Consider the following 24284-nt stretch of genomic DNA (forward strand, 5'->3'; position numbering starts at 1 on the left):
TCATAACTCATGGTTCCCAATCAAACGGTTCGCTTTGCGAATTGATCGTAGCTGTTATATCGCCGTCGCCTACCCATCCTTTACTAACAGCTCCATAATTCACCCTCGTTGACATCGCCAACTGTCTGGTTATACGCGAGGAAAATACGTTTCCATGCATCCGGATTTTCTCTGTATCAATGCCAAAATTATCTTTCAACAACTGTTTCTTTTGAAATACAGTTCCCGATTGCAATATACCGCCTTCATCTCTAGTCAATAAATAGTTCCACTCCGGGGGAGAAAAACCCGAATGAAAAAAAGCAAGTGCGTTGGTTGTGGTATTATAGGTTTTATTTGAAAATTCATTATCTACAATAACATGGTTTGATGTAAAATATTCATCCCCTACTGGTGGCCGGCTGTTGAATTGCGGCCAAGCAATAAACATATTGCCAGTAAAGTCATTAGAGCTTTTTAAGAAAACACAATTTTTGACAATACCATAATCGCTACCTGCTCGATACCGTACATAGTCGCCCATACAGTCTTCAAAATGACAATCGAAAATATAGATATGTGATGTACCATAGGCATTATAAATCATATGGGCTGAACTGGCGATACCGATGCGTTTAAAGGTTACATTTTGATAGGTAATATGACTTGTCTCTTCATAAGAACAGCCGGACGCACCGTAAACTATACCCTCCATATCCACAAAAGAACTATTTTTTAAAAGAATATTCTTCGTCGGAAGCGATTTATCTGCTATTCTTGTAAATCGCACTACATAATTGATCGATCCATTTCCCGTAAAATGAAATCCGTTCATTTCAATATTTTGAGCACCTCTAAAATCTATAATATATGATTTGGTTCTTTCACCTTCTTTAAGTGGAAAAAGTACATTATCCCCACCTTTTAATATTAATTTATTTTCAGGGTGGCCTATTCGTTCAAAAACAAGCCCTCGTTCCAAGTATGCTCGCTCATACTCGCCGTCCAGAAACTGAACTTCCACCGACTCTGATAAAAGTTGTCGCCTAATTTTATCCCATAATTCAGTAGATAGAAAGTCTGCTGCATTTTCCGCAGAACTTCCGTCTCCTGTTCCTTGAACAATATTAGCGACGTAATAGCGGTTAGAAATTTGCAGTACTGGCTCTTCGTCGTCAGGATCTACCAGAGGCTGATTCGCCTTAGAACATCCCACCAATAAGAGTAAGCTCACAAGAAAAATACAAAAGTTTGTTGTTCTCATAATTATAGTTTTTATAGTTCATCCTATATCCTAACATTAAAGTTATCACGAGATTGCCGCAGCTTTCGTCACAGCGGTTTACTGATACCCCAAGTAACTAGTGATCGATCTTCAAGCCCCGAATTACCTCGAAACGTTATTCTTCCCGTTGATCCTATAACCGCAACATCCCGATCAGTCTCGCCTATAGTGACAAAGTTAAATCCACTTCCCTCCACTCCAGATTTTCTATTACCATTTTGCGTTTCAACCAAAACATCTTCAAGAAACCAATTTCTCGGCTTGGTGCCTAAATCCGGACTATAAGTATACTTAAAAGCGATATAAAAAAGTTCATTGGGTAATTCGTATTCAGATATGTCTTTTAAACCTGACGAGATAAATGAGTCCCCCCCCGAAGACAGGACAAAATCATCGGTGATGTCGATCCAGGTTGCCGCATTCACATCCGCTGCCTCATAACTTCCATTAAAATCTGTTGATATTAAAACGGTCAACTGATTATCCTGACTTCCGTATTGATACCTTGTTGAAAAAGATAGAAGTAAAGGATTTTCCTCTGCTTCAAATTCAAAAACTGTATAATCCGTATAAAATGTATCCAACGCCAATGAATCGGGGATAAACGCTGATCGCAGTTCAAATTCTCCTCCATTTGGAAAGTTGTATAACGTGTCGACCTCAGAATCTCGGTTGACTCGATAAATAACTTCGTCATCATTTGTATTTCGATATTTTATTTCGGAAAACAATAATTGAAGTTCCGGATCTGCCCAAGTAATCTCCATACGATCTCTTCCAATATATTCCGTTTCGTTAAAAGCTCTATTGACTAGCGAATTCTCATATCGTGAGCCATACACCTTTCCGACGACAGAAGATCTAATCGAGGTATTTCCTAACCTGTCGAACTGGAAAACCTCAAATTCATGTGTTTTTTCCTCGAGGTTTCTTAGAAGAACAACTACCGTATCTATTTGGTCCGTTTTATGCAACTGTCCCATAACCGAATCTTGTCGGTTATTCCAATATATCTTGTAGTTATCAACTTTAGGATCAGAAATCAACAGCCAATGCAATTCCACACGTTGATTTCCTCCTCGAACTAACAAAGAATCTGCTTTGCCTATATACGTAGTTTCTCCATCTTCAATGAATTGGCGATAATTAAAATCCATTTTTTTACATCCTACAAGAAATAACGTAAGAAGAAAGAGACATAAAATATTATATAAAAATCTAATCTTTTTCATTTGCTTGATTTTTTAATAAAGGGAATCCCGTCATCATTTAAACATATTGCATGAAATTTTCAAAAATCGTAACGGGAGTTCCTATTTTTCTTTGTAATTATTGTCTGTTTGCTTGTTGTCCCCAAAAAGTTAACTCCAACATACACATATACCCTAAACCACCCCAAGTTTCTAATGTCTTAAAACGTATATACCGATAGGAGTCCGATGAAATTGGCATATCAAAATCTTCACCTTGTGCATTTACCCGCAGATCATCATCCGATAATTGTCCTGTAGGTAAACCAGAGGGCTTAATGGATTCAAATTCACCCAATAGTGTCCAATCATCCCAATTGGGTGTAGGGTGATTGGTTCCCCAAATTTCGAACAAACGAGGTGAACAGGAGCTAAATCGCCATGTGTTTGAATGTGATACCTGATTATACCGCATTCGACCCAATACATACTCCCGACCGAAATCGATTGTAACCCAGTTTGGCATGTGTGCTTTTTCCAAAAGATTTCTATCTTGAAAAAAATACGTATTCGAACCGGGTGTCCACAACTGATAAAGTGGACTATATAATGGTTCATTGAAATCATCTATAAGCGCCTCGTCTGCCCATAGACTTTTATCTAATTCTTCTTCGTATAACGGTGTCAAATCACGGTATAGCGTATCGGAACAATTCCCCCATTTATCTGTCAAATAAAATGCAAAGGATGTAGGTTCAGGTAAAAATCCCCGTACCGCATATCGGTTTTCTTTTGCACTTGAATAATGGCGGTCATATTCTTCCCACCCACCCTGTTCATTTTTTAACAGTGTACGTGTCACATATTCGGCCCCCGATTCGTTGACGTAACCAATTGCCGGCCCGCCAAACGTTGCTATAACATCTAATGTTTCAAACGCAATGTGAACCGGCGCTTTAAGCGGGCTTATCTTAACATTTATAGGATCCGATTTATCCTCTGAACGGCTTACCGTATACAGCGATACACCGTATTCACGCTCTTGTCCGAACCCCTCTAGAAGTAGATAATTTTTAAAACTGGAACTTTTAACAGATTTTTTTCTGCCGTTGTTATCCGTAAACTCGGCCAGTACATATAAAAAAAACTGATCCTCCGGAAGTGTATACGATATTTTAGCCGCACCAGGCAAGTTTTCGATTTCTACATTTCGGAGTACTCCAGGTGCGCCCGTCCCTTGTACAAGCGGTTCATGAACTATTTCCTGACAGCTTCCCATCAGCAATGATGCTACAAGAATAATATTCCCTATTTTTGTCATATTTTTAAACTTTACCAACCTGGGTTTTGAACCAAGTTTTTATTAACAATCAAATCTTGTTCGCGCAATGGCCAAAAATAATCTCTCAAACCAAACGTCTGTTCAAAAAGAACACGGATACGATAAAAATTCTCTGTGATTTCCTGATCAACGTCCCATCCCCTTATAGACTGATTCAATTCATTTGGAGCTGTTTTCCAACGTCTTAAATCCCAAAACCGCTCGCCTTCAAATGCCATTTCGATAGTGCGTTCACGATGGATAATTTCTCGAAGACCTTCTTTTGTCGTTGGTTTATTGGGTAAGCGAGAATGATTTTTCCAAGAAGCTACGACGCCTTCCAATCCAGCCCTAACTCTTATCTTATCCAGATATTCATACACCTCGTCGGAAGGTCCATCCAGCTCATTTAATGCTTCTGCATATAGCAGGTATAAATCGCCCAACCGTAATAGTGGCCATGGATATTCAATTGCCGAATACGATGAATTTGTCGTATTATTATTGGTTACATTCACCAGCTTTTTAGCATAATACCCCGTAACTGCATGCCAACCCGCTTGTGTCTTTCCACCGAACTCCCCTCTCTTCAATTGTAACCAATAAGAATCTTCTTCATCATAGTTTCCCTGACCAAACCATATTCCCCGATCAAAACCCAAAGAACCATAAAAACGAGGTTCCCGGTCAAAGTTTATTACCGCAGTTAATTGCCCTTCCTTAATATAATAGCGATCGGACGCAGTAGCTTCCCTTAAGGTATAGCGATTATTATAATCCCAAGATAAATCCTCATCAATAGGAACACCATTATCAGAATAAAATTTTTCTACCATTTTCATTGATACCGCCGTACTTCCGTTGGGAGTAGAATGTGCTGTCTGGCTTGCCGCAAGTGCTTTTGGAGCAATCCATTCTTGTAAACTCTTGGTTGTACTACTACTATGTGCCCAAAGGATTTCCTGATTCCACTGATCGGTTACGATACCACGTGTTGTCAATTTCTGTTTAGTACTATCATTAACCACACGGATTTGAGATGTTGGTTCAAATTCATATAAGGCGTAGCCTAACGTGTGCGCTGCAATAATAGCCTCTTCCAATGCGTCCACAGCTTTTTTCCACTTATCCGCAATATATTCCTGATTGAAGAGCAACTCACCATCTTTATTTGTAAAATTAGCGTAATCGATGTTACCATTAAATAATGGGCTAGCTGCATAGGTTAATATTTTGGCTTTCCATCCCAAAGCAATTGGTAAAGTCAATCGACCATAATCGAGATTATCGTCCAATAGCTCCAGTGGCAGGTCTTGTTCGGCCTCTTCGATCAAGACAATAATATAATCAATAACTTCATCCACTGGCCGTCTAAATACGCGAACCTCCTCTCCCGATGCAGAAATCGGAAAATTTTCTCGTGCAATAGGTACCGGCCCGTAGCACCTCAATAACCAAAAATGATAAAACGCCTTTAAAAACTTTGCTTCTGCTGCCCACTGTCGTTTTTCATAACCATCCATATCTGGAACGATGTCAATGTTTTCTAAAAAGATATTACATTGGCTAATTCCTTCCCATAAGTCATTCGCCCGGTTCGCCCCATTCCAGTAATCCATTAATGGACTATTCGTATTTTGAAGCCCTAGCGCAATATTCCAATTATCCCATGTCGTTTTATCCGATGACAGCCAAAATTCGTCTCCTCCATACAAGGCGGGGTGTCGGTATTTATCGCCTAGCTCCGGTAAATAAGAATAGCAAGTAGCTAAATATCGCTCCGCTGTACTACGCATGCGAAAAGCATATTCTAATGTAGCAACATTATCCGGCACTACATCTAAGTACTTATTACAACCACTTATGGTCATTATGGCTATTGTCAATATCAATATTTTGATCAATCTCATCACTCAAAAGGTTACATTTATACCTAAATTAAATACACGTTGAACTGGATACCCTAGTCCATTTCCTGCCATCTCCACATCCCACAATTTGAAATTACTTACAGTAAAAAGGTTGGTGCCGCTTAAATATAGCCGTAATGTTTCCATACGCAATCTGTCTGCCAAATGATTCGGAAGGGAATATCCCAGCTCCATTTGTTTTACGCGCAAAAAATTGCCATTACGCAACCACCAAGTACTATGTTGCATATTGTTATTCTGATTTTCTATACTCAATCTTGGCCAAAGCGCATAGATATCGGGGTTATCTAAAGAAAAATGGTCCTCCGCAAATGCTTTCAGGATCTGTTTTCCACCCACAAAAGGCTGAATATTTGTCGGTCCGGTTGTACCGCTAACCGTTCCTCCCATCCAAAAAGAAGAATGTGCAGATCCCTGAAGAAAAGTGGAAATATCCAATTGTTTCCATCCAAAGGAAAAGCCAAAACCGTAAATAATCTCCGGCATGGTAGGAAATCCTATAGGTACCTGATCTAAGGCGGTAATTTGTCCATCTCCGTTGACATCTTTATATTTAATGTCTCCAGCTATATTGACTATCCCAAAGTTTTGAGCCGGAGAATTATGCACCTCTTCATCGTCTACAAACAGCCTTTCGGCAATATAACCACGAGGTTGATTCAAAGGGTAACCCACTCGCGATTTCCACCATTCTTTTTCGTATTCCGGTTCTTCATATACCCTGTATTCGTTTGTTGCGTAGGTAAAGTTTCCGCGCGCCTGCAACCACATGCTATTAGAAAAATGATGTGCGTAGTCAACGGATATATCCATACCTTTACCCGAAGCCTCTCCCACATTGGCCTGAACAGCAGCAGTAAGTCCCATTGTCGATGGAATATCCGCTCTAGGCATTAAGATATTTTTACGTGTTTCGGAAAAGAAATCAGCTTGTATATTTACTTTGTTCCACAAACCAAGCTCCAGAGCTAAGTTTGTTTTGTAGGAAGTTTCCCACGTTATACTGGGGTTGGCATAACGAGAAACATTAATTCCTGCTAATGTACGTCTATTTTGTCGGCCAAAAGTAAAGCCCTGAGCAGAGCTGGTCATGTTGACGTTAGATAGGTAAAAAAAACGATCGCTAGCCGAACCAATTGCGTCATTTCCAACTAGTCCATACGTACCTCTAATTCGCAAATTATTTATTTTGTCCTTTAACGGTTCCCAAAATTTCTCATTAGAGACACTCCAAGCTATGCCGAAAGATGGAAAAAACCCAAAGCGGTAATCTTCGTGAAAACGTTCCGAACCGTTATATCCAAAATTAAACTCTGCATAATATCGGCTATCATAGGCGTAGGTCGCCCTACCCGAAAGCCCCATATTTCGTGATGGTAGCGACAATTGCAGACTGTTTGCATTTGCGTTGATTCCCGATCTCAGGATAAGGACCATCAATCCGCTTAAGGAGTGCTTATCGCCAAATAACCGGTTGTAATCCATTGCTGATTCCATATAGAAAACAGAACTTTGCTGTCTTAGATCACCATCGATGCCAAATCCTAAATATTCCGTTCCCGTGGTTTCATTGAACAAATTCAAGGAATATTCGCCGGTACGCCGATCCATCGCCGTCGGAGGAATCCCATAATAGAAAGGATTGTATGAACGAAGCATATCAAACCTAGAAATTCGGTTGGTATTAAACATCGTTCGAAATCGTAACCCTTCTATTAAGAAAGAAAGATTTTGCTTCAATTCCATTTGTGCCATCATCAACGAGCGCGTATAATCTTTATATCCGGAAACCATATCTGCGTATGGATTTATAAAAGTAGCACCGTCTTCACCAGGACGTCCAAACATAATATGTTGTACGTGTTCGTGATCTGCATCCTTAGGATAATAGGGAAGAAAATCAACAGGGCTCGTACGGATTACCTTATTATAAAGTGCTGTCCCCCCATCTATTGGACCATTGTAATCATCGAAGTTGCCATTTAATCGAACAATTAATTCAGTAGACTTACCTAAATCAATGTTGACATTGGCACGTAGTGTATAACTTTTTAGATCAATATTATTATTAAAATTGTTAATCGGATCAACCCGCAACACACCGTTATCCTGGGCATATGAGCCGGCAACATAATAACGCGCAACCTTTCCTCCCCCAGTTACATTCATATTATGCCGGTGATTCAACGTATAGTCTTTAAACAGTTCCTTTCGCCAGTCCACTGCCGGAAATAAAACAGGGAACTGTCCCTCAAGGGTTGCATCAATTTTCTCCTGTTTGTACCTTAGCTCCGCAAAAGGAGATCGCGATATCTCTGCATCACTATACAATTCCATAAAGGTAATAGGATCTGCTAATTCCACATCTGTGGTCGGCGCTGAATATGAACTTTCGCTACGAAAGGATATTTTAGCTTTTCCTTCTTTACCCTGCTTCGTGGTGACAAAAATCACCCCGTTGGCTCCTCTAGCCCCATACAGCGCCGTAGAGGTCGCATCTTTCATAATAGAGAAACTCTCAATATCATCGGGACGCAAGCGGGCAAGCTCTGTTACACTAAGCTCCACACCGTCGATCAAAATCAACGGGTCGACTTTTCCCGTACCAAAAGACGTAACTCCACGTATAAAAAAGTCTGCATTATCCTGGCCCGGTTCGCCACTTCGCTGATAAGCGATGATACCTGCAGCCTGTCCGGCTAATGCTGTCGTCAGATTACTGGAGGGTACCCTTAAATCGGATGGTTTAACCGTAGTTACTGCCCCAACCATATCCGTTTTTTTTTGTGTACCAAATGCTACAACGACAACCTCGCCCAATGACTCCGGATCCTCCTCTAATACGACAATAATCCTCGTTTGATCCATCCACGTAATTTCTTGAGATAGATAACCTGTATACGTCACCACCAGCACACTACCTTTTTCTAAGTTCGGAAACCTAAACTCTCCGTGCCGATCGGTCTGCGTCCCCACAGATGTCCCTTTTATAATCACAGTGGCCCCCTCTAACGGCTTCCCCTCTTTGTCCTTCACTATTCCTTGCACATTTTGATCAATACTTATCGTTGTAGCGACATTGGCTAATAAGACAGGTGAGAAGCCGCAATTCCATAATAAGAAAAACAGACAAGATACCGGTATACCTACACATCGATTTTTTGGTATCTGGTCAGAGAAAAACAGAAATAATCTACAAAATTTATTTTTCATAATATGTATGATATGTTAGTTATTTATATTTCGTTTACGTTACCGCAATTAGTTTTCAAGATATTTTAAAGGATCTCGTAACTTATATCATTTCTACAAACATGAAATCAATCGTCTACGAAATTCCTCTTCTGTTATTCCGATGTATAAATCGGCTCCTCTCTACTGTTGATACTTCGGCTCACAAACTTTACGGTTACGTTACCGGATTAAACATAAAACCGCGTTAGCTAAAAACAAAGGTAATAAACATTTCCTTTTATCACAATTTATTTTAGATTTTATTTATCTGCAGCGTTATCGGTAGGACAACGCCGTTATAAAATTTTTCTAAATAAGAAATAGTAAGTATAATTACGGTACCGGAATGATTTTATCAAAAAAGACTATAATCTGATAGAAAATTAAACTTTAAACATTAGAAGGACTCTCATCATTCGCGTTTGAAAGTTCGGCCTTTCCAATTATCGGTACGGAACGAGGAGGCTGGTAACCCCTCGTGGTTATATAAATTTGCACCCAAAGGATTATTCGCCCAAGCATATCTTACTGCAACAGGATTCGCAATGCCGTCTGCCCAGACAATTACTTTGTTATTTTCGATTTTTGCTTTTGCCCATACGAATTTTTTATTTTTCCCGGCTATCGTAAAATATTTTAGTGCTTCCCCTTTCGCCACGGGTCTTGAGTCTATATTTTTAAAGTCGATGATGATCCGATCGCCTTCCACATGATACGTATCGTATACCGGGCCGTTGCTAATAACTTGTTGTCCATACGAAACCTTCATCGCTGCTAGGGCTAAGCGATTCCCCACTGTTTTCTTATCCTGCGGATGAATGTCATTCGTTTCTCCTACATCGTGTATCACGGCCATACCCGTATGCGGTAAGGCAAGTGCCATCGACTGCGCTTCACGCAACTCTGCCCATGAAGATTCAACCGGTTGATCTTCTTCCTTCCCATAATTCGCTAATTGTACGTATAGAAATGGGAAATCCCCTTGTTCCCATTTGCTTCGCCAATCAACAATCAGATACGCAAATAACTGGCGATATTGATATGCTCTTCCGGCATTGCCCTCTCCTTGGTACCAGGCTACTCCTTTGATTGTATAATTCGTAAGAGGATAGATCATACTATTGTATATCGCTGTAGGCTTTATATTAAACTTGGTCGTCATATTGGAGCGTAAGGCCGACAGTTTAGCACCGACTTTGTACTTCCATTTTCCTGCCAAGTCAATCCTTTCATTTGCCGAAATAAAAATACATTCCTTGTCTGGGTAAAAACCTCCCGGTCCATCCGGATTAAGGATTCGTACGACAATACGATTTTTCCCTGCTTTGACCAACTTACCCGGCACGTTATAGTTTCGCTCTCGGCCACGCATAGAGGAGTGTCCGACTTTAACACCGTTGAAGTAAGTGCTATCGCGATCATCTATAGCGCCAAAAAACAACGTCGCATCCCTACCGGCTAGATGAGCAGGAACATCAATTTCCTTCACCATCCATACCACACCAGGCATATTTTTGATCCCGGTTTTGTCCCAGTATCCGGGCACATCCGTGACACCCCAATCCGAAATATCCAGCACGGGATTTGCCCAATTGGTCACATTGTCGGAATAACCAATATCTTCTTCGCGCGACAGCTTATACCAATTCGACTTCAACGCATCATCGGCTTCTTGTGTCTGCTTCACAACATTTGGATCCTTAAATTTATTAGCTTCAGCAACAAAGTCGGGAAAATGCTTCAACCCTTCCTCACTCATCCACGCTTCGGCTACTGTCGCAGAATAACTGGCGTTTATAATCCCTATCGGAACCCGTGTATCGTCATACACCGCTTTCGCAAAAAAATAGGCCACCGCGCTAAAATCCAATACATTTTGTGGATTTGCCGATTTCCACCCTTCCGATTGAACATCGTTTTGCAATAAAAAATTCCACGACGGCTTTACTAAAAACTGACGGATAAAGTTGTTGGCGGAAGCGGCTATTTCTTTCGTATACCTTTCTTTTACTCTATCCATCTTAAAGGCCATATTCGATTGCCCGGAACATAACCACACATCACCTACGAGGATGTCCCGGATCGTTATTTCGTTTTCGCCTTCTATCGTCATAACATATGGCCCTCCGGCATCTAGCTTAGGTAAGGTTAACGACCATGTACCATCTACTGCCGTAGTTACCTGATATTGCTGTTTGTTGAATTTCACGGTAATTTTCTCATCCACATCCGCCCAACCCCATATTTTCACAGATTGGTCTCGCTGCAGAATCATACCATCATCGATCAATGCCGGAAGTTTCACTTTAGCATAGATGATAGATGTATATAATATGCTCAACACAAGCAATAGCGTTCTTTTCATTTGTTATCTTTGATTAATAAATGTTGTTTCCAAAATAACTAATCTCCTATCTCCTTTAAAACCCATCTCTACCGCTGTAGAATTGACGGGACAACTCACCTCTTCGGTACTATGAGGTGCAATTTCTTTTGATACTGCTTCACCGTTGATCCATACCTGAACTGTCAAGGGTATATCATCGGGGTTCCAAACCTTACTAACAGCAGCATTGACGCCAGGCAGAACGCTGCACCAAAACCTTCCCTCCCCCTCCGTTGACTTTTTGTCCTGTATCTCAGGCATGGCTGCAAAACCTCGTAAAAAATATGGTCCAAATGGACGGCGACCATTAGCTACATACTGCAGACCCGGACGTGACGCAAATGCGACTCTCAAACCGGGAGCAAATTGATCCCCTTTATCCGTGATCGTAATCGTCTTATTCTTATTCAATTCAGGAATACGCGGTGTAGCGTTCACCATCAAACCACTATTCACTCCAGTCAATACGCCGTTTTCTGTTTCATAATCACCCCAGACGATGGTACTCCTAATCAACGGATGTCGTTCATGCCCCTCGTTCGTTCCATTATAGGCAATTAAATTACGTAAAAGTCGGTCTGCAATAGGATCTAATCCGGTACGACGCGCTAAATCGAATCCACTCAACAAAACACTTCCATCGCCATTAAACTGTTCCGCTAATGCCACGCCTTCCAGTCCGGCACCATAATTACCCAAAACAGCAATCTTCTCCAGCGCAGACTTATCAACGGGTGTAAAGCCGTCTGTCACCGGATATATCGCCGGTAGGTTATTTTTCGTTTCGTCCCAGTTCGTGTAATCAGACCATACCCGTAGGTTACGCCGTTCTATTCCAGCCATCACCGGATGATCCGGACGTTCAGCATTCACATAGTATCCGTTACGTGAAGGTCGGATAGGTGCCGGGTAAGCCGGATTATCTATATCAGGAAGTGTACTTTTAAATGGCTTTTCAACGATGGCATTCACATGGGGCATATGAAGAGAATCCTGACGAAGAAACAACACCCGTCCACCTTTTGTAATGTAATCTTTAATGACAGCGCTATTTCGTAGGATGATATGGTCTGCTGCATTTTCTCCGATAACTAAAGAAGACGTTAGCGGTATCCGCCTAAAATCCGTCAATAACTGGTAGTCGACGCCCAAGCGTTGGAGTGACTCGGCTGTCGTTCCAATTGGATCATACAATAGTACATCGGATGTTGGCGTAGATGCCGATTGGACAAATGTCTGGTTTGCTATAAAAAGCTTATACGAGTTCTTACTGACTTCGCGGTTTCCAGCGATAATTTTACCGGTAAGCTCATACTCTCCTGTAGCAAGATTATCGGGTATTTTCATCTCAATCGGCTGTTGGTACGTGCCATAATAAGGGACGTCGACAATGTCAACACTATCTACCCATAGTTTCTTATGCGTTTTGTCCGAAAGAGAATAGACAATCCGTGCGTTTTTCAAATCACGTCTCTCTTCATCATCATTTACCACATGCGCTATAGCTTTTACCGTTGCGCCTGCATAGACCTGCGGAGTCCAGCACTCCCAGCTCAACAAAATAGGCTGAAAAGATCTTTTCAGCTGCTCCGCAGCAGGTTTAGGATTCATATCCGCAAATTCATTTACCGTATCCCAGTTGTAAAATAAAATCGTAAACGGGAATATACCACTCAGCTCGTGGTTGATCACTCTCAGCCGTCTGAAAATTTCTACGGCTTGCTTTATGGTATAAATCTGATGCTCATCCGCCAGATTTGCTTGTAGATCTTGATGCGCATGTCCGGTCCAGGCTAATTGAGATCCCGGGTTTTTGTGATTAGGCGTCATGTTATACCGTCCATCAGGTCCGGTATAGTTACCTATACACTCTGTAAAAGTTATTGGCTGCACCCGTTTCGGAAATGGAACAATCTGATTATTATCTCGCGTGTGGAGAAAGGTAAAAGGCGAGGAATAATACCAACCCCAGTAACGGTGTAGATCACAAATATCTCCCACCTTCCCATAGCCGTATCCTGCGTTGGCAATATACACACGCGTTTCATCCCACTTCTTCAATTCGTCGTATGCATAGGATAGAAACTTATCCCATTCGGCGGCTCGTCTACCGGCAAAAGGTGTTTCGTTAGTCATGGCATAGATTATCAAGCTCGGATGGTGTGCTATCGCCCCCAGTTTGTTGTGCTTATACCAAGCTACCCCCCTATCATAATCTTGTGGGAAACCGCCATCCGTCTCGTCACCAATTTTCTCGAAATTCTCGACCTTTGCTCCTCTAGCAACGGTGCCGCTGTAATTTCCACCAAACACCATCATCCCCAATTCATCACATACATCATACCATGTTTCGTCGTCTGGAATGCGTATAATATTCACATTCAAACTCTTCATAAAACGTACGTATTGCATAGCAAATGCTCGACTTCGCTCCACGTGGGACGGAATTCCTCTATTTGGTGGATTTATGGCAAAGCCCCGAAGAAATATCGGGTCCCCATTCAAAAACAAATTCCCATTCCTTGATTCAAAACTTCTGAAACCAGTTCTTTCGGTCAGACTACTGACTAATTTCCGCTGCTGGTATTGTTCCAACACCACTTCATACAAATAAGGGTTTGTAGGGCTCCATAATTGTGGTGCAAGATCGCTTATTGTACAAGAAAGCGTAGGCTTACCCTTGTCCTCGATAAGCACGAAATCCACATCTCCTTGCCATAGGGTACTGTTGTCATCCAAGGAACGGATTTTTACGTTGAAGGTATTTTCTGGGGCCTGCCGGAAGGTTTCGTCTACCACCAAACGTACAAAATCAACGCCTGTAAAAGGTGTCAATTTAATTTGATCTTGCATTGCTCCGGCTTGAAAAGCAACAATTAGAAACGCGAAAAGTAAGCCAGCTCGTTGTCTCCAGTTATATTCACTCATGAAACTCTCTATTTTTTCTCGTTGATCAATATTGATGTATTATACCGGATAAAATGGTCGTACACACCATGCATCCACATGACGATCGGTTTGCCCATGTGCCGGTCGACCACATAAGGTCGTATGTTTTTGGCAGAAGAATTATGGGTTAACGCGGTGCTTTTCCATTTTTCCCCCTTCCGTTGCCAGTGTTCGATCTCAAATACACCATTTACCTGCCGGGACATAAATACATTTTTAGGATTGTGATGATCGAGTACCAACCCTCCTGAGTAATGTTCTTCCAATACTTTCCCATTTTTCTCAGGTTCCGTCATGTATTTTCCAGCATTTATTAATTCATAATCCTGCCATTTTTTGCCATCCCAATAAGCGTAGTAATAGATATGATCATATATCGACGGGAAGCGTGCATAGGCTATGACCGGACGTCCTTTTTTGTCTAACGCAATGTCCCATATCCAAGATTTGACTTTTACTTTATCATAATCATACACCTTGTCGATTTTGGTTATGTCCAGTGGAATTTCGTGTATTCCTTGAAGTTCATTTCCATTGGTTTGATAAAATTTATCTTTCTCATAATATACGTGATATACGGATGACAAGCTAACTTTCGGGTGCCCGTCTGTAAATAGAAAATGAATTTTTGATTTATGATCAGAAACGATCTTTAAGTAAGGTATCTTGTTATGGCTTCCTTTACTGGTAAGGTATGCTTTGGCAATTGACCATGTTTTCCCCAGATCATCACTATACGTATAATTTTGTTTCCAGTTTACATCCTGCGTTGTTCCTGTTCTCCTGTTTCTACTTCGGAAAAACATATAAATACGATTATTTTCATCCGACAGCATAACAGGGTGAGAATACGTAATAAACTCATCGTCCAACCCAAACGAAAGCGTTACCTCTTCTTCCCATGCACTTATATCTTCCATATTTTTGCTCTTACGCATAAAGAATTTCCCATTGTGCTCGGTATAAAACACCAGTAGTTTCCCGTCTGGTAAAAACAAAATAGAGGGCACATTATGATCATCGATCTGTAGCTTTTTGTGCAGAATGTGGCTTTTAACTACTTTTGTTTTCATGTCTCGCGAACCAATGACCACATCTCCTTGGCTGTTGATGTATCCGTAATAAACTTTTTCGTATTTACCTTTATGATAGACCGCCCTTGGATCGGCAAACCAACACCATGCACCATCTTCAGCCGCAACATGATACGTCGAGGTAGTGGGTACATTTATCTGGGAATATGTGTTTATACCACTGAACAACCCTATCATAAAAAGGATAATATATCTCTTAAATTCGTTGTTTTGCTTCATCATCGTGTTACAGATTATTTGTTACGTTCTTGCATTTCCTAAAGTCCCGGTCCTTCATATAGTCCCCTATTAGGTATCTTTTGACTGTCTACTTTGTTGCCATAAAAATCTATACCACCGTTGTTAGGTATTACGCTACCAGAGCGCAGTGCCGGTGATCCTTTTCTAACCTTATAGCCGTCCAATGTATTCAAGCCAATACTTCCTAGTCCTGGAGATACGAATAATGGATCTTCCGTGATTTTAGCCGGATCGTCTGGTTCTCCTTTAGGATGATTTCCGTAAAAAACATTATTACCAAACGTTCTGTTTTGAACACCTTTGTAACCTAGAAGCGCAAACCGGTACGTAGCCCCCTCACTCCTGTTGTAGATAATGTTATTGTGGAAACTATAGGTGTGATCCGTATTTGATCGTTCACGGATGATGACTGGTGACACATGTTCGCCGATAAAAAACACATTGTTATAAACGGACGCTCCCGAAAAAGCATAGTTAAAATAAACTAACGCTCCCTTGTCATTCTGACTCAGGTTATACCGAACGATAATGTCATCATCTCTCTTATGTGTGCAAAACCACACCAGTCCGTGCGCATTGTCATGGCTATAGCTGTACTGCCAAATGGTTCCGGGACTATTGATGTCGGGGTCGTACAGACTCCCGTCTGCATCGGGAGAACGATTGAGAAAGCCTTCATTATATTGGAATACGGTGCCGCGAACCGTTCTGGAAAAAATGGTATTTCCGGTGATATCCGTTGCCGTTTCATAACACAGATTACGCTCCACCAAACCGCCCTCTGTCATCCGGATAATCATCGCATTCTTGGAAATATGATGAATGACATTATTTCGGACGATCAGATTTGTCATTTTTCTATTTTCCCACTTTTCTCCCTCGGGATAATCAAACACTCCTTTTTCGTGACTCGTCGCAATACCTTGGTTTTGAATATGATGGATATGACAGTTCTCTATTAAAATATCGTTGTAGCGTGTCGGTTTTATATCATCTGCTACGGTGGTAATGTAGATCCCCGCTGTTCGCTTTTCGGGATGCCCGTTTCCAATTATTCCTTTTATATGATGGATATGCAGATTCCTCAAATAGACGTGATGGATTAGTCCGTGGTTTTCAGCACTGATCTCTACCCCTCTGCGATCCCCAGGTTTATCTGAATCGTTGGTGATTTCGAGGTTGTTGATCTCCCAATAGGACTGATTATAGAGGTATACAACACCTTTTCCGGTCATTCCATCTCCATCAATAAGGGGTTTACTTCCCGTACCATATTGATCAATTACAACGGGTTGTTGTGCCGTACCCGAACCCCTGGGATGTAGATGGCCGAACCACATACTTCCGGCTTTCAGCAAAATCTTTGCGCCGGGGCCAAAGGAGACACTATTGACTTTCTTTAGCGACTGCCAGGCTTCTTTTTCAGAAAAGCCATCATGATTGTCGTTTCCTGTTTCGGAATCGACATATACGGTTGTGGTAATAATATTTGCCGAAACCCTTTCATAGCCTATACACAATAGGCTTAGCAAAAGAAATCTCAAAATTAAAAATCGAAAATGGTGTATGAGCATCTGACGTTAATTGTTTAAGGTGATCTGGTTCAACTGCGTCCGGTCGATAGCCACCTCTGCATGGCTTGCTTCTTGGCTAACCAAGTTTGCATAAGCGTCTTCTACATAGGCTTCTTTTACTTGACATGTAAAATCTTTGAGTTTGTACTTCTCCTCCTGATAAACGGTTTGTTGCATCTTTTCAAATTTGTTTTCCATATCTTGCTGCGTAACCGTAATGATACTATCATTCAGGAGTTTATATTTCAATTGGATAAGGGCGTTATGGAATCGGTAATCAAAAAAGGTTTGTTCATTAAATGTAACCGGTCCATATATCACTTGATTATCGGCGACCATATGCTCCCGTTTATGATTATTTTGCTCCATATCTGTCAAAAATTCTTGATAATTTTTGTAAGGCCAGATATCTCGCTCCATCAACATCTTTTCCTGCACTTTAAGGATCTTCAAGGACGTAAGCGCTCTTTCCCGAAGGAGGTCAACAGCATTCGCTCCTTTCCTCTCCCGGTTTACCGACCGATATACCTCGGCACGGTATTTCCGCATCTCACGCTGCAGTTCCTCTTTCGTTATTTCGATTCCCGCGATGGTACCAATCGTTTGGGCTTTCTTCTGATTATCCTTCGATACAGAAGAACCATCCGAAACCAGGACTTTTCTTAGAAACTTCACAATCTCGTCCGTTTTTTTCGCCGTTATATAATTGTAAATCGCATGCCCTTTCCCCGCAAAAACATGGGTTTCAGACATGCTGTTTCCTGTTTCTTTCATTTTCTTCTCCAAATCATAGGCATAGTCTACATGGATCAGTTTATCTTGATCACCGTGGTAAGTAAGTAATGCTGGTGCCCCACTTTTGATATGGTTTGAATTCTCCAAACCTCCCCATAAATTGACTACCGCTTGGATGGGCAGTATTGTCTGGTCCGAGGCATAAGCAGTGTACAAGGCGGTCATTGCACCGGCAGATCCTCCCGATATAACAACCGAAGATAGGTCAAGTCTATAGGTGTCCGTATTGTCTTTTATCCACTGAAGTGCCAATTGCGCATCGCTGGAAGCATTTTTAACCGCTTCTTGCAATTTTGGATGAAAGCCTTTTGTCGGCAGTCCCTTGGACATATTGGCGGTACAACTGACTCCAGCAGTTTTCTCGTGCTTTAGCGTGAGGTAATAATTGATAGAAATCACTGCAAATCCATGCTTAGCAAGCTTTGTACAAAAAGCCTGTGTACCCGCATTGCCCTTATCGCCACCAGCAAAACCACCACCGTGCACAAACATGAAAACGGGTAATTTACCCTCTCTTTCTTCCGGCAAATAGAGGTCTAACGTCCTGTCAGAAGTCGTATCCTGTCCAATTCCCTTTGGTTTCTCCCCGTATCGTAGATTCCTATGAACCTGAATACCCTCGCCAGTAGTTTGGGTCTGCCAGGCAGCGGTCGTCGCTACGGAGAAGTAGCATAAAATTGCCAAACTCAAAAATGCAACGAGATGTCTCTTTCTACCAGCTCTTTTTTTGTCTATATAATATCGTCTCATCTTCCTAAATTTATCTTCCATTATTTATTTCGCAATGCTTTGTCTATTGGTGCATATTTCCCTTTGTAAACCGACTTTGAGGTCCAGTCTACATTTTCACCCGTCCAAAAAATATCTGAAGAAGGAAGTCCCAAAACGAGAAAAGCTTGCGAACATAAATATAAACTACCCGTACAGATATAATTTTCAGCCAATTCCGGTTGATGTCCGTAAAACCCGATCTGTAACCAGCCGTCTTTGTCAAATGTACCAGGAGCCTCTATTTGTTTTTTGATAACTGTGTAAAGCGCATACCTCACTTGCTGGGGTGTAACGTTCGCAGGAAGAAACTGTAAATGTGCAGCTTTAGACAACAGCTGAAAGGCCCCAAAGCGATAAGGTATCGAACGGCCTAGCAAGGGATAGGTGCCTTCGGGGGATATCAACCTTTCTTGTACTGCCGCATACCTGCTCGCTCGCTTTAATACGAGATCATAATTATTTTCTGGATCAAGATCGTTGTCTTTCAGCACCTGCAGAATCTCTAACAGCATCGGTTGAATAACGAAACTATTATAATAATCCCAGTGAAATTCCGGACCGTCCCCATAGATACCGTCCCCCTTATACCAAGCCAACATTTGCCTAACACCATAATCTATTCTCATCAGATCCCCCGAACGGTCAAATTGTTGTAATGCAGCTTCAATAATACCACTGAACAATATCCAGTTATTGTATCCCGGTGTGATTCCCCTCGTTGAACGCAAAGCATTTAAAACATTCTCTTTCGTACCCTCCGTCAAATTGTCCCATAATTGATGAGGAGCCCGTAACAGCGCCTGGGCCAAAAAAGCCGCATCTACCAAAGGTTGTTTTCCTTCGGTAAAGTTCATAAAATCACGAGATTTTGGATCGGTTGCATTATGAATTCCTCTCAAGGAAAGATCTATGTACTTTTTGCGTAGCTTGCCCTCTTCTGTATCGTCAGGACCTAACTCCAGCCAAGGTGCCATCCCAGCCAGTAGCCGACCAAAAGCTTCCAAATGCATGAAATCTCGACGCGTATCTGGATATTTAGCTTCCAGAGGCATCCTTTTTTTTAATTCATTCTTGCTCAATGCATCCAATACGGGATCTGCGATATGCACCAAAGTTTGCACATAATAATCTCGCTGCGCTTTACCATCTGGCATATCATCCTGCCCATACGAATGGCAGGGACCCAAAAGAAAACAAAAAATAACTATCCACAAGACGCTCTTCATCATAACTTTTTTTTTAAAAATACTATGGTCTTCTATTATTTCGGTAAGTTTTTATATCTCAACATGGCTTCGGTATAATAATAATCTGCATAGGAAAGCGGAACGTCTACTTCCCTTTCTTTCGTGAGATTCCCTACGCTATGCATTAATATGAAACCGCCATTTTCCTTCAGAGGCGATGTGTATGCCGGAGAAGCGAGCGATTTAATCATCGTTTCCGCTGCATGTAAATATTTATTAGCTTTTTCTTTATCTGAATAGCTCGAAAGCTCAATCAGTGCTGAGGCTACCAATGCACCGGCGGAAGCATCTCTCGGTATTATCGGGTATTTTGATGCGTCGTACACCCAGCTGGAGGGAAAATTCGGTTGACCGGCATTAAAATCCCAGTACGGTATCTTGTCCTCCGGTAAATTTTCATGGTTGAGAAAAAAATCTGCCATCCCCTGCGCTGTCTTAAGAAAACGATCGTCTCCTGTTTCCCGGTATACCATCGTAAACCCATATATCCCCCAACCCTGCCCTCTGGCCCAAGTAGAATTATGCGCAAAACCTTGATAGGTTTGACGGCTTTCCACCGCTCCAGTTTCCGGATTGTAGGCCACCACATGATACGAGCTATAATCTGGTCGCACATGATTTTTCATGGCTGTTTCAGCGTGCTTAACGGCGATGTCCTTAAAACGAGCATCGCCCGTACTCTTGGATGCAAAAAACAGCAATTCCAAATTCATCATGTTATCAATAATAACTGGGAAATCCCAATATTCGTCACTGACAAAAGACTTGATACGGTCCCAAGATTGAATACTACCGACTTTAGGATTGTATCGGCTAGCCAATGATCTAGCCGACTGCACGAGAATGTCTTTGTATTTTTCATTCTGTGTAAGGCGATAAGCATTGCCAAAACTGCAATACATCATAAACCCCAGATCGTGCGTTCGTTTATTGTCTTTTTGGCTTTCCAAAGAAGTCAATTTATTTTCGATCTCATGAAATAATTCCTTGTCTTGACTATATTCATACAGATAGCATAATGTACCGGGATAAAAACCGCTCGTCCAGTCTCTCGCACTACTTGTCACTAAACGTCCGTGTTCATAATTTTTAGGAAATCGATCTTCGTCCGTCAATGACTTCATGTATTTATACTGACTTACGGCTTGCTGCAAACCGTTGTCTATGATCTCCAATAAGTGTGGATCTGCTTTTACTAAGCTTTTCTTTTGTGCACAAGAAACGGAAAGAATTAGGAGGATGGCCGACATACTAAATAGTCTCTTCATTTTATATTGTATTTTTCTTTATTTTTTAGTTATTGATTTTACACAAACGATTACTGGACAGTGACCGAAACCGGTAAAAGTTCCTCGTAAACACCACCAATATAATCCAGTGCTTTCAGTTGGAAGCTATCACTACCACCTTCATTGTGTACATATTTTATAGCACCGCGGGCTAATTCTTGCTGGGTAAATTGCGTAAACTTTTTCATTGGAAGTCCATATTTTGTCAACGTACCATTAGCCGGGACCTCCATCAGCGAAAAAAGAATATTGTTATCAGAGTACTTATATGTTGATGATTGCAGGCTTGCCATACTAAAATGATCCTTTGTGAGTATCGTTATACCGTTGTTAGAAACAACAATTGGCTCATTATGACGAAGTATCAATTCACTTGGAATCGGCCCCATCAAGCTAATAAATTGCGTATAAATACCATTGGAGGCCTCCGTATTCCTTATTTGCACGCTGGATGAAGTGATATTTTGGCCATTAAGCAGTTGAAGTCCTAAAGAAATGACCGGCTTTTCATCTTTATAGACGTTTTGCATGTAGCCTGTTAGATTAATCTCATTCCAATTCAAGGCAAGCTCCGCTGTTACTAGCTCTGGCCCAAATCCAGGCATCGTATTATAGGTCAAAGTCGGTGCCGTCCAATTGTCATCTGTCGTTTCATGCACCGCGCAGAAAGGAACAAAATTCGATCCGTTGATGGTATTGACAAAGAAGTGTAGCTTTGCAGATGTCAGGTCATCCACATAATCAATAGGAAGTGTATTAAATTTAAAGAAGGTGTACCGATACTGACCAGATCTGGAGACCAACTGGTTAACACCAGAATTGTAATTATTATTCGCACCTCCCCTATACGCATGGGCTTCATCCGTTACCCATATGGTATCTTTCTGTGCTTCACTGTAATCCACATCATCTGGAACGGAATCCGTCGGTGTCATAAGCTGTTGATAGGTCGGAAAATAATCCACCACATGCGCTACACCATCCATAAAAACATAATCCTGCCGAATAACATCAATAGGCGGTGTCGCTAATTGATTGGAGCCATTCACCACGACGCGATATTGGTCTGTCGAAGAAGTAAGTCGTGTTAGGTATAAGGGCTCGCCGGTATGTGTTTCCCCTTCAACTGTTTCATTCTCATCCAAGTCAATAGACCGAAATGTACCTGAAAATATCAAATAGGAAAACAGCCCTTTAACGACATTGGGAGACAGATCTCTTATATTTGATATTCCGGCAGATGCCAACAGTGTCCTAATTGCATTATTCGTCGGTACGACCCTAGTCTGTTCACCTTTAGCGATTAGTTCGGTGAGACCGGCGTACTCGATCGCCTCCGCATATAACGTCAAACTGGTATCCCGCCCCTGCTCGATATAATCCACTAGCGTCATGGTCTTCAAGAAATCAGGATTTGTATCCAACTCATAGTCCTTGATCAGGTCTTGACAACTCCACATGCTAGTGACACCTAGCACCAACATTAAAATAAGTTTGTTAGGCATTTTTAAGGGTAATTTTTTCATCTTAAAACTTATCTATAGTATTCATTCTGTTCTACTCCTTCACCTCTTCTGATCTCCTCGATATGAATTGGCCATACCAGACTTAAGGGGTGAATATCAATTCCTACCCGTTCTTTAACTATCTCAATAGCTTTGCCATTGCGAACCAGATCAAACCAACGTTGTCCTTCATAGGTAAGCTCAAACTTTCTTTCTTCCAATATAAAATCTTTCAAATATTCCGGATAGAAAATATCCCGATCAAGATATTCGGATTCTGGTATTTCAAAATCTACACCTCCGGCTCTATTACGAATTTGATTAACCAAATCCATTGCGGCCCTTCGGTCATCATCTGTATCTCCTAAATTAACGATGGCTTCAGCTTTCAATAGATACAGGTCTGCTAGTCGTAATAGGACAATGTTACGCGTGTCTACGTCAGAGCTGAAACCGATTGTAAATTTGGTTACGGTATAGTTACCGCTCGAATTGAACCTGTGTGCTATGATGGCGCGCCAGTCTAGATCATCAAACGTTTCTGCGTATTCTGGATGAGGTCTTACGATAGGGAATCCACCCGAGAGATAACTTGTCAAATATTGGTTATCGTCTCCGTCATCCAAGCTAAATGCCAGTTCAAATATTGATTCCTTGCTTCGTCCGTTATTGAATATCCCAGCATATTCAGTGGCTTGTACTCGCTCTACAAAATTGGGATCGTTCACACTTATCGCCGTGTTATATAGTGATGTAAGCGAGTAATTGGAATTGCTCAAAACCAAGTCTATTCGTTCTATGACCTTTTCATAATCATGTTCCCAGGCATAGGCATGTGCATCAATAGCGTAAGCCGCAGCTCGCGTAAACGCAGTACGGTTCGTTCCTGAAGCAGGAAGCATAAGAGCTCCCTCTTCGAGATCACGGTGTATTTGCTCAAAAACCTTAGTTTGTGATTCGCGGCCATGCGGTACCAAATCATTGTTTGAAAGAAACGGCTCCGTGACAAGCGGCACATCTCCCCATATCCGTACGAGATAAAAATAGGTATACGCTCTTAGAATATAAGCCTGTCCCATCAGATCGTTGGCTACAGCCTCTGTAATGATACGCTGCTCCAATAACTCGGGGGTATATTTCAGAACGATATTAGCTTGTTTAACCGCCTCATAAAATGTCCTCCAAGAAGCAAGTGACATACCGTTGTCCAATCTATTGGCAACGACTTTGTCGATGTTGACATTGAAAGCATTATTAAAATAAACCTCTGAACGCATATCGCCATACACCATGAAATTTACACGCAGAGCGGCCTGAAGTCGACCGTAGCCACCGTATAACACACCATAGAGATGCGCTTCTTCTGTAGGCAAGTTTGCACCAGTCCACGAGGTTGTCGGTTCAATTTCCAATATATTACAAGAGGATATCGTCAAACTTGCACCGAGAAAGAGATATAAAATAAATTTTTTCATCTTTATATTTTTGATATAT

14 protein-coding genes are annotated in these 24284 nt (G+C 41.5%); all 14 read right to left on the reverse strand.

The features are described from left to right. Positions 1 to 7: 7 nt before the first annotated feature. Positions 8 to 1243 (reverse strand): hypothetical protein, encoded by a 1236-nt coding sequence (locus H8B17_RS08085; protein WP_190308690.1) that lies wholly within the window; start codon positions 1241 to 1243, stop codon positions 8 to 10. Positions 1244 to 1311: 68 nt separating this feature from the next. Beyond that, the gene (locus tag H8B17_RS08090; protein ID WP_190308691.1) at positions 1312 to 2421 is read right to left on the reverse strand and encodes a DUF4998 domain-containing protein; all 1110 of its coding nucleotides are present in this window, start codon (positions 2419 to 2421) and stop codon (positions 1312 to 1314) included. A gap of 172 nt (positions 2422 to 2593) precedes the next feature. Then, the gene (locus H8B17_RS08095; protein ID WP_190308692.1) at positions 2594 to 3775 is read right to left on the reverse strand and encodes a DUF5000 domain-containing lipoprotein; all 1182 of its coding nucleotides are present in this window, start codon (positions 3773 to 3775) and stop codon (positions 2594 to 2596) included. 11 nt (positions 3776 to 3786) lie between these two features. Continuing rightward, entirely contained in the window at positions 3787 to 5685 is a 1899-nt protein-coding gene (locus H8B17_RS08100; protein ID WP_190308693.1) for a RagB/SusD family nutrient uptake outer membrane protein, read from the reverse strand. A 3-nt stretch (positions 5686 to 5688) separates the two neighbouring features. Continuing rightward, positions 5689 to 8919, reverse strand: coding sequence for a SusC/RagA family TonB-linked outer membrane protein (locus H8B17_RS08105; RefSeq protein WP_190308694.1), 3231 nt, complete (start codon positions 8917 to 8919; stop codon positions 5689 to 5691). 433 nt (positions 8920 to 9352) lie between these two features. Beyond that, on the reverse strand, positions 9353 to 11305 hold the full coding sequence (locus H8B17_RS08110; RefSeq protein ID WP_190308695.1) for a sialate O-acetylesterase: 1953 nt from the start codon (positions 11303 to 11305) through the stop codon (positions 9353 to 9355). A gap of 3 nt (positions 11306 to 11308) precedes the next feature. Then, positions 11309 to 14254 carry a glycoside hydrolase family 2 TIM barrel-domain containing protein gene (locus tag H8B17_RS08115; protein WP_190308696.1) on the reverse strand — a complete coding sequence of 982 codons (2946 nt, stop codon included), beginning with the start codon at positions 14252 to 14254 and terminating at the stop codon, positions 11309 to 11311. Between the two features lie 8 nt (positions 14255 to 14262). Beyond that, entirely contained in the window at positions 14263 to 15591 is a 1329-nt protein-coding gene (locus tag H8B17_RS08120) for a BNR-4 repeat-containing protein (protein WP_190308697.1), read from the reverse strand. A gap of 35 nt (positions 15592 to 15626) precedes the next feature. Continuing rightward, positions 15627 to 17153 (reverse strand): hypothetical protein, encoded by a 1527-nt coding sequence (locus tag H8B17_RS08125; protein ID WP_190308698.1) that lies wholly within the window; start codon positions 17151 to 17153, stop codon positions 15627 to 15629. Positions 17154 to 17189: 36 nt separating this feature from the next. Continuing rightward, positions 17190 to 18728 (reverse strand): alpha/beta hydrolase, encoded by a 1539-nt coding sequence (locus H8B17_RS08130; protein ID WP_190308699.1) that lies wholly within the window; start codon positions 18726 to 18728, stop codon positions 17190 to 17192. 20 nt (positions 18729 to 18748) lie between these two features. Continuing rightward, positions 18749 to 19978 carry a DUF2264 domain-containing protein gene (locus H8B17_RS08135; RefSeq protein WP_190308700.1) on the reverse strand — a complete coding sequence of 410 codons (1230 nt, stop codon included), beginning with the start codon at positions 19976 to 19978 and terminating at the stop codon, positions 18749 to 18751. Between the two features lie 32 nt (positions 19979 to 20010). Beyond that, entirely contained in the window at positions 20011 to 21264 is a 1254-nt protein-coding gene (locus tag H8B17_RS08140; protein ID WP_190308701.1) for a glycoside hydrolase family 88 protein, read from the reverse strand. Positions 21265 to 21314: 50 nt separating this feature from the next. Continuing rightward, the gene (locus tag H8B17_RS08145; protein WP_190308702.1) at positions 21315 to 22811 is read right to left on the reverse strand and encodes a DNRLRE domain-containing protein; all 1497 of its coding nucleotides are present in this window, start codon (positions 22809 to 22811) and stop codon (positions 21315 to 21317) included. Between the two features lie 8 nt (positions 22812 to 22819). Further along, positions 22820 to 24265 (reverse strand): RagB/SusD family nutrient uptake outer membrane protein, encoded by a 1446-nt coding sequence (locus tag H8B17_RS08150; RefSeq protein WP_190308703.1) that lies wholly within the window; start codon positions 24263 to 24265, stop codon positions 22820 to 22822. Positions 24266 to 24284: the final 19 nt, after the last annotated feature.

Source organism: Sphingobacterium arenae, assembly GCF_014692505.1.
GTDB lineage: Bacteria > Bacteroidota > Bacteroidia > Sphingobacteriales > Sphingobacteriaceae > Sphingobacterium > Sphingobacterium arenae.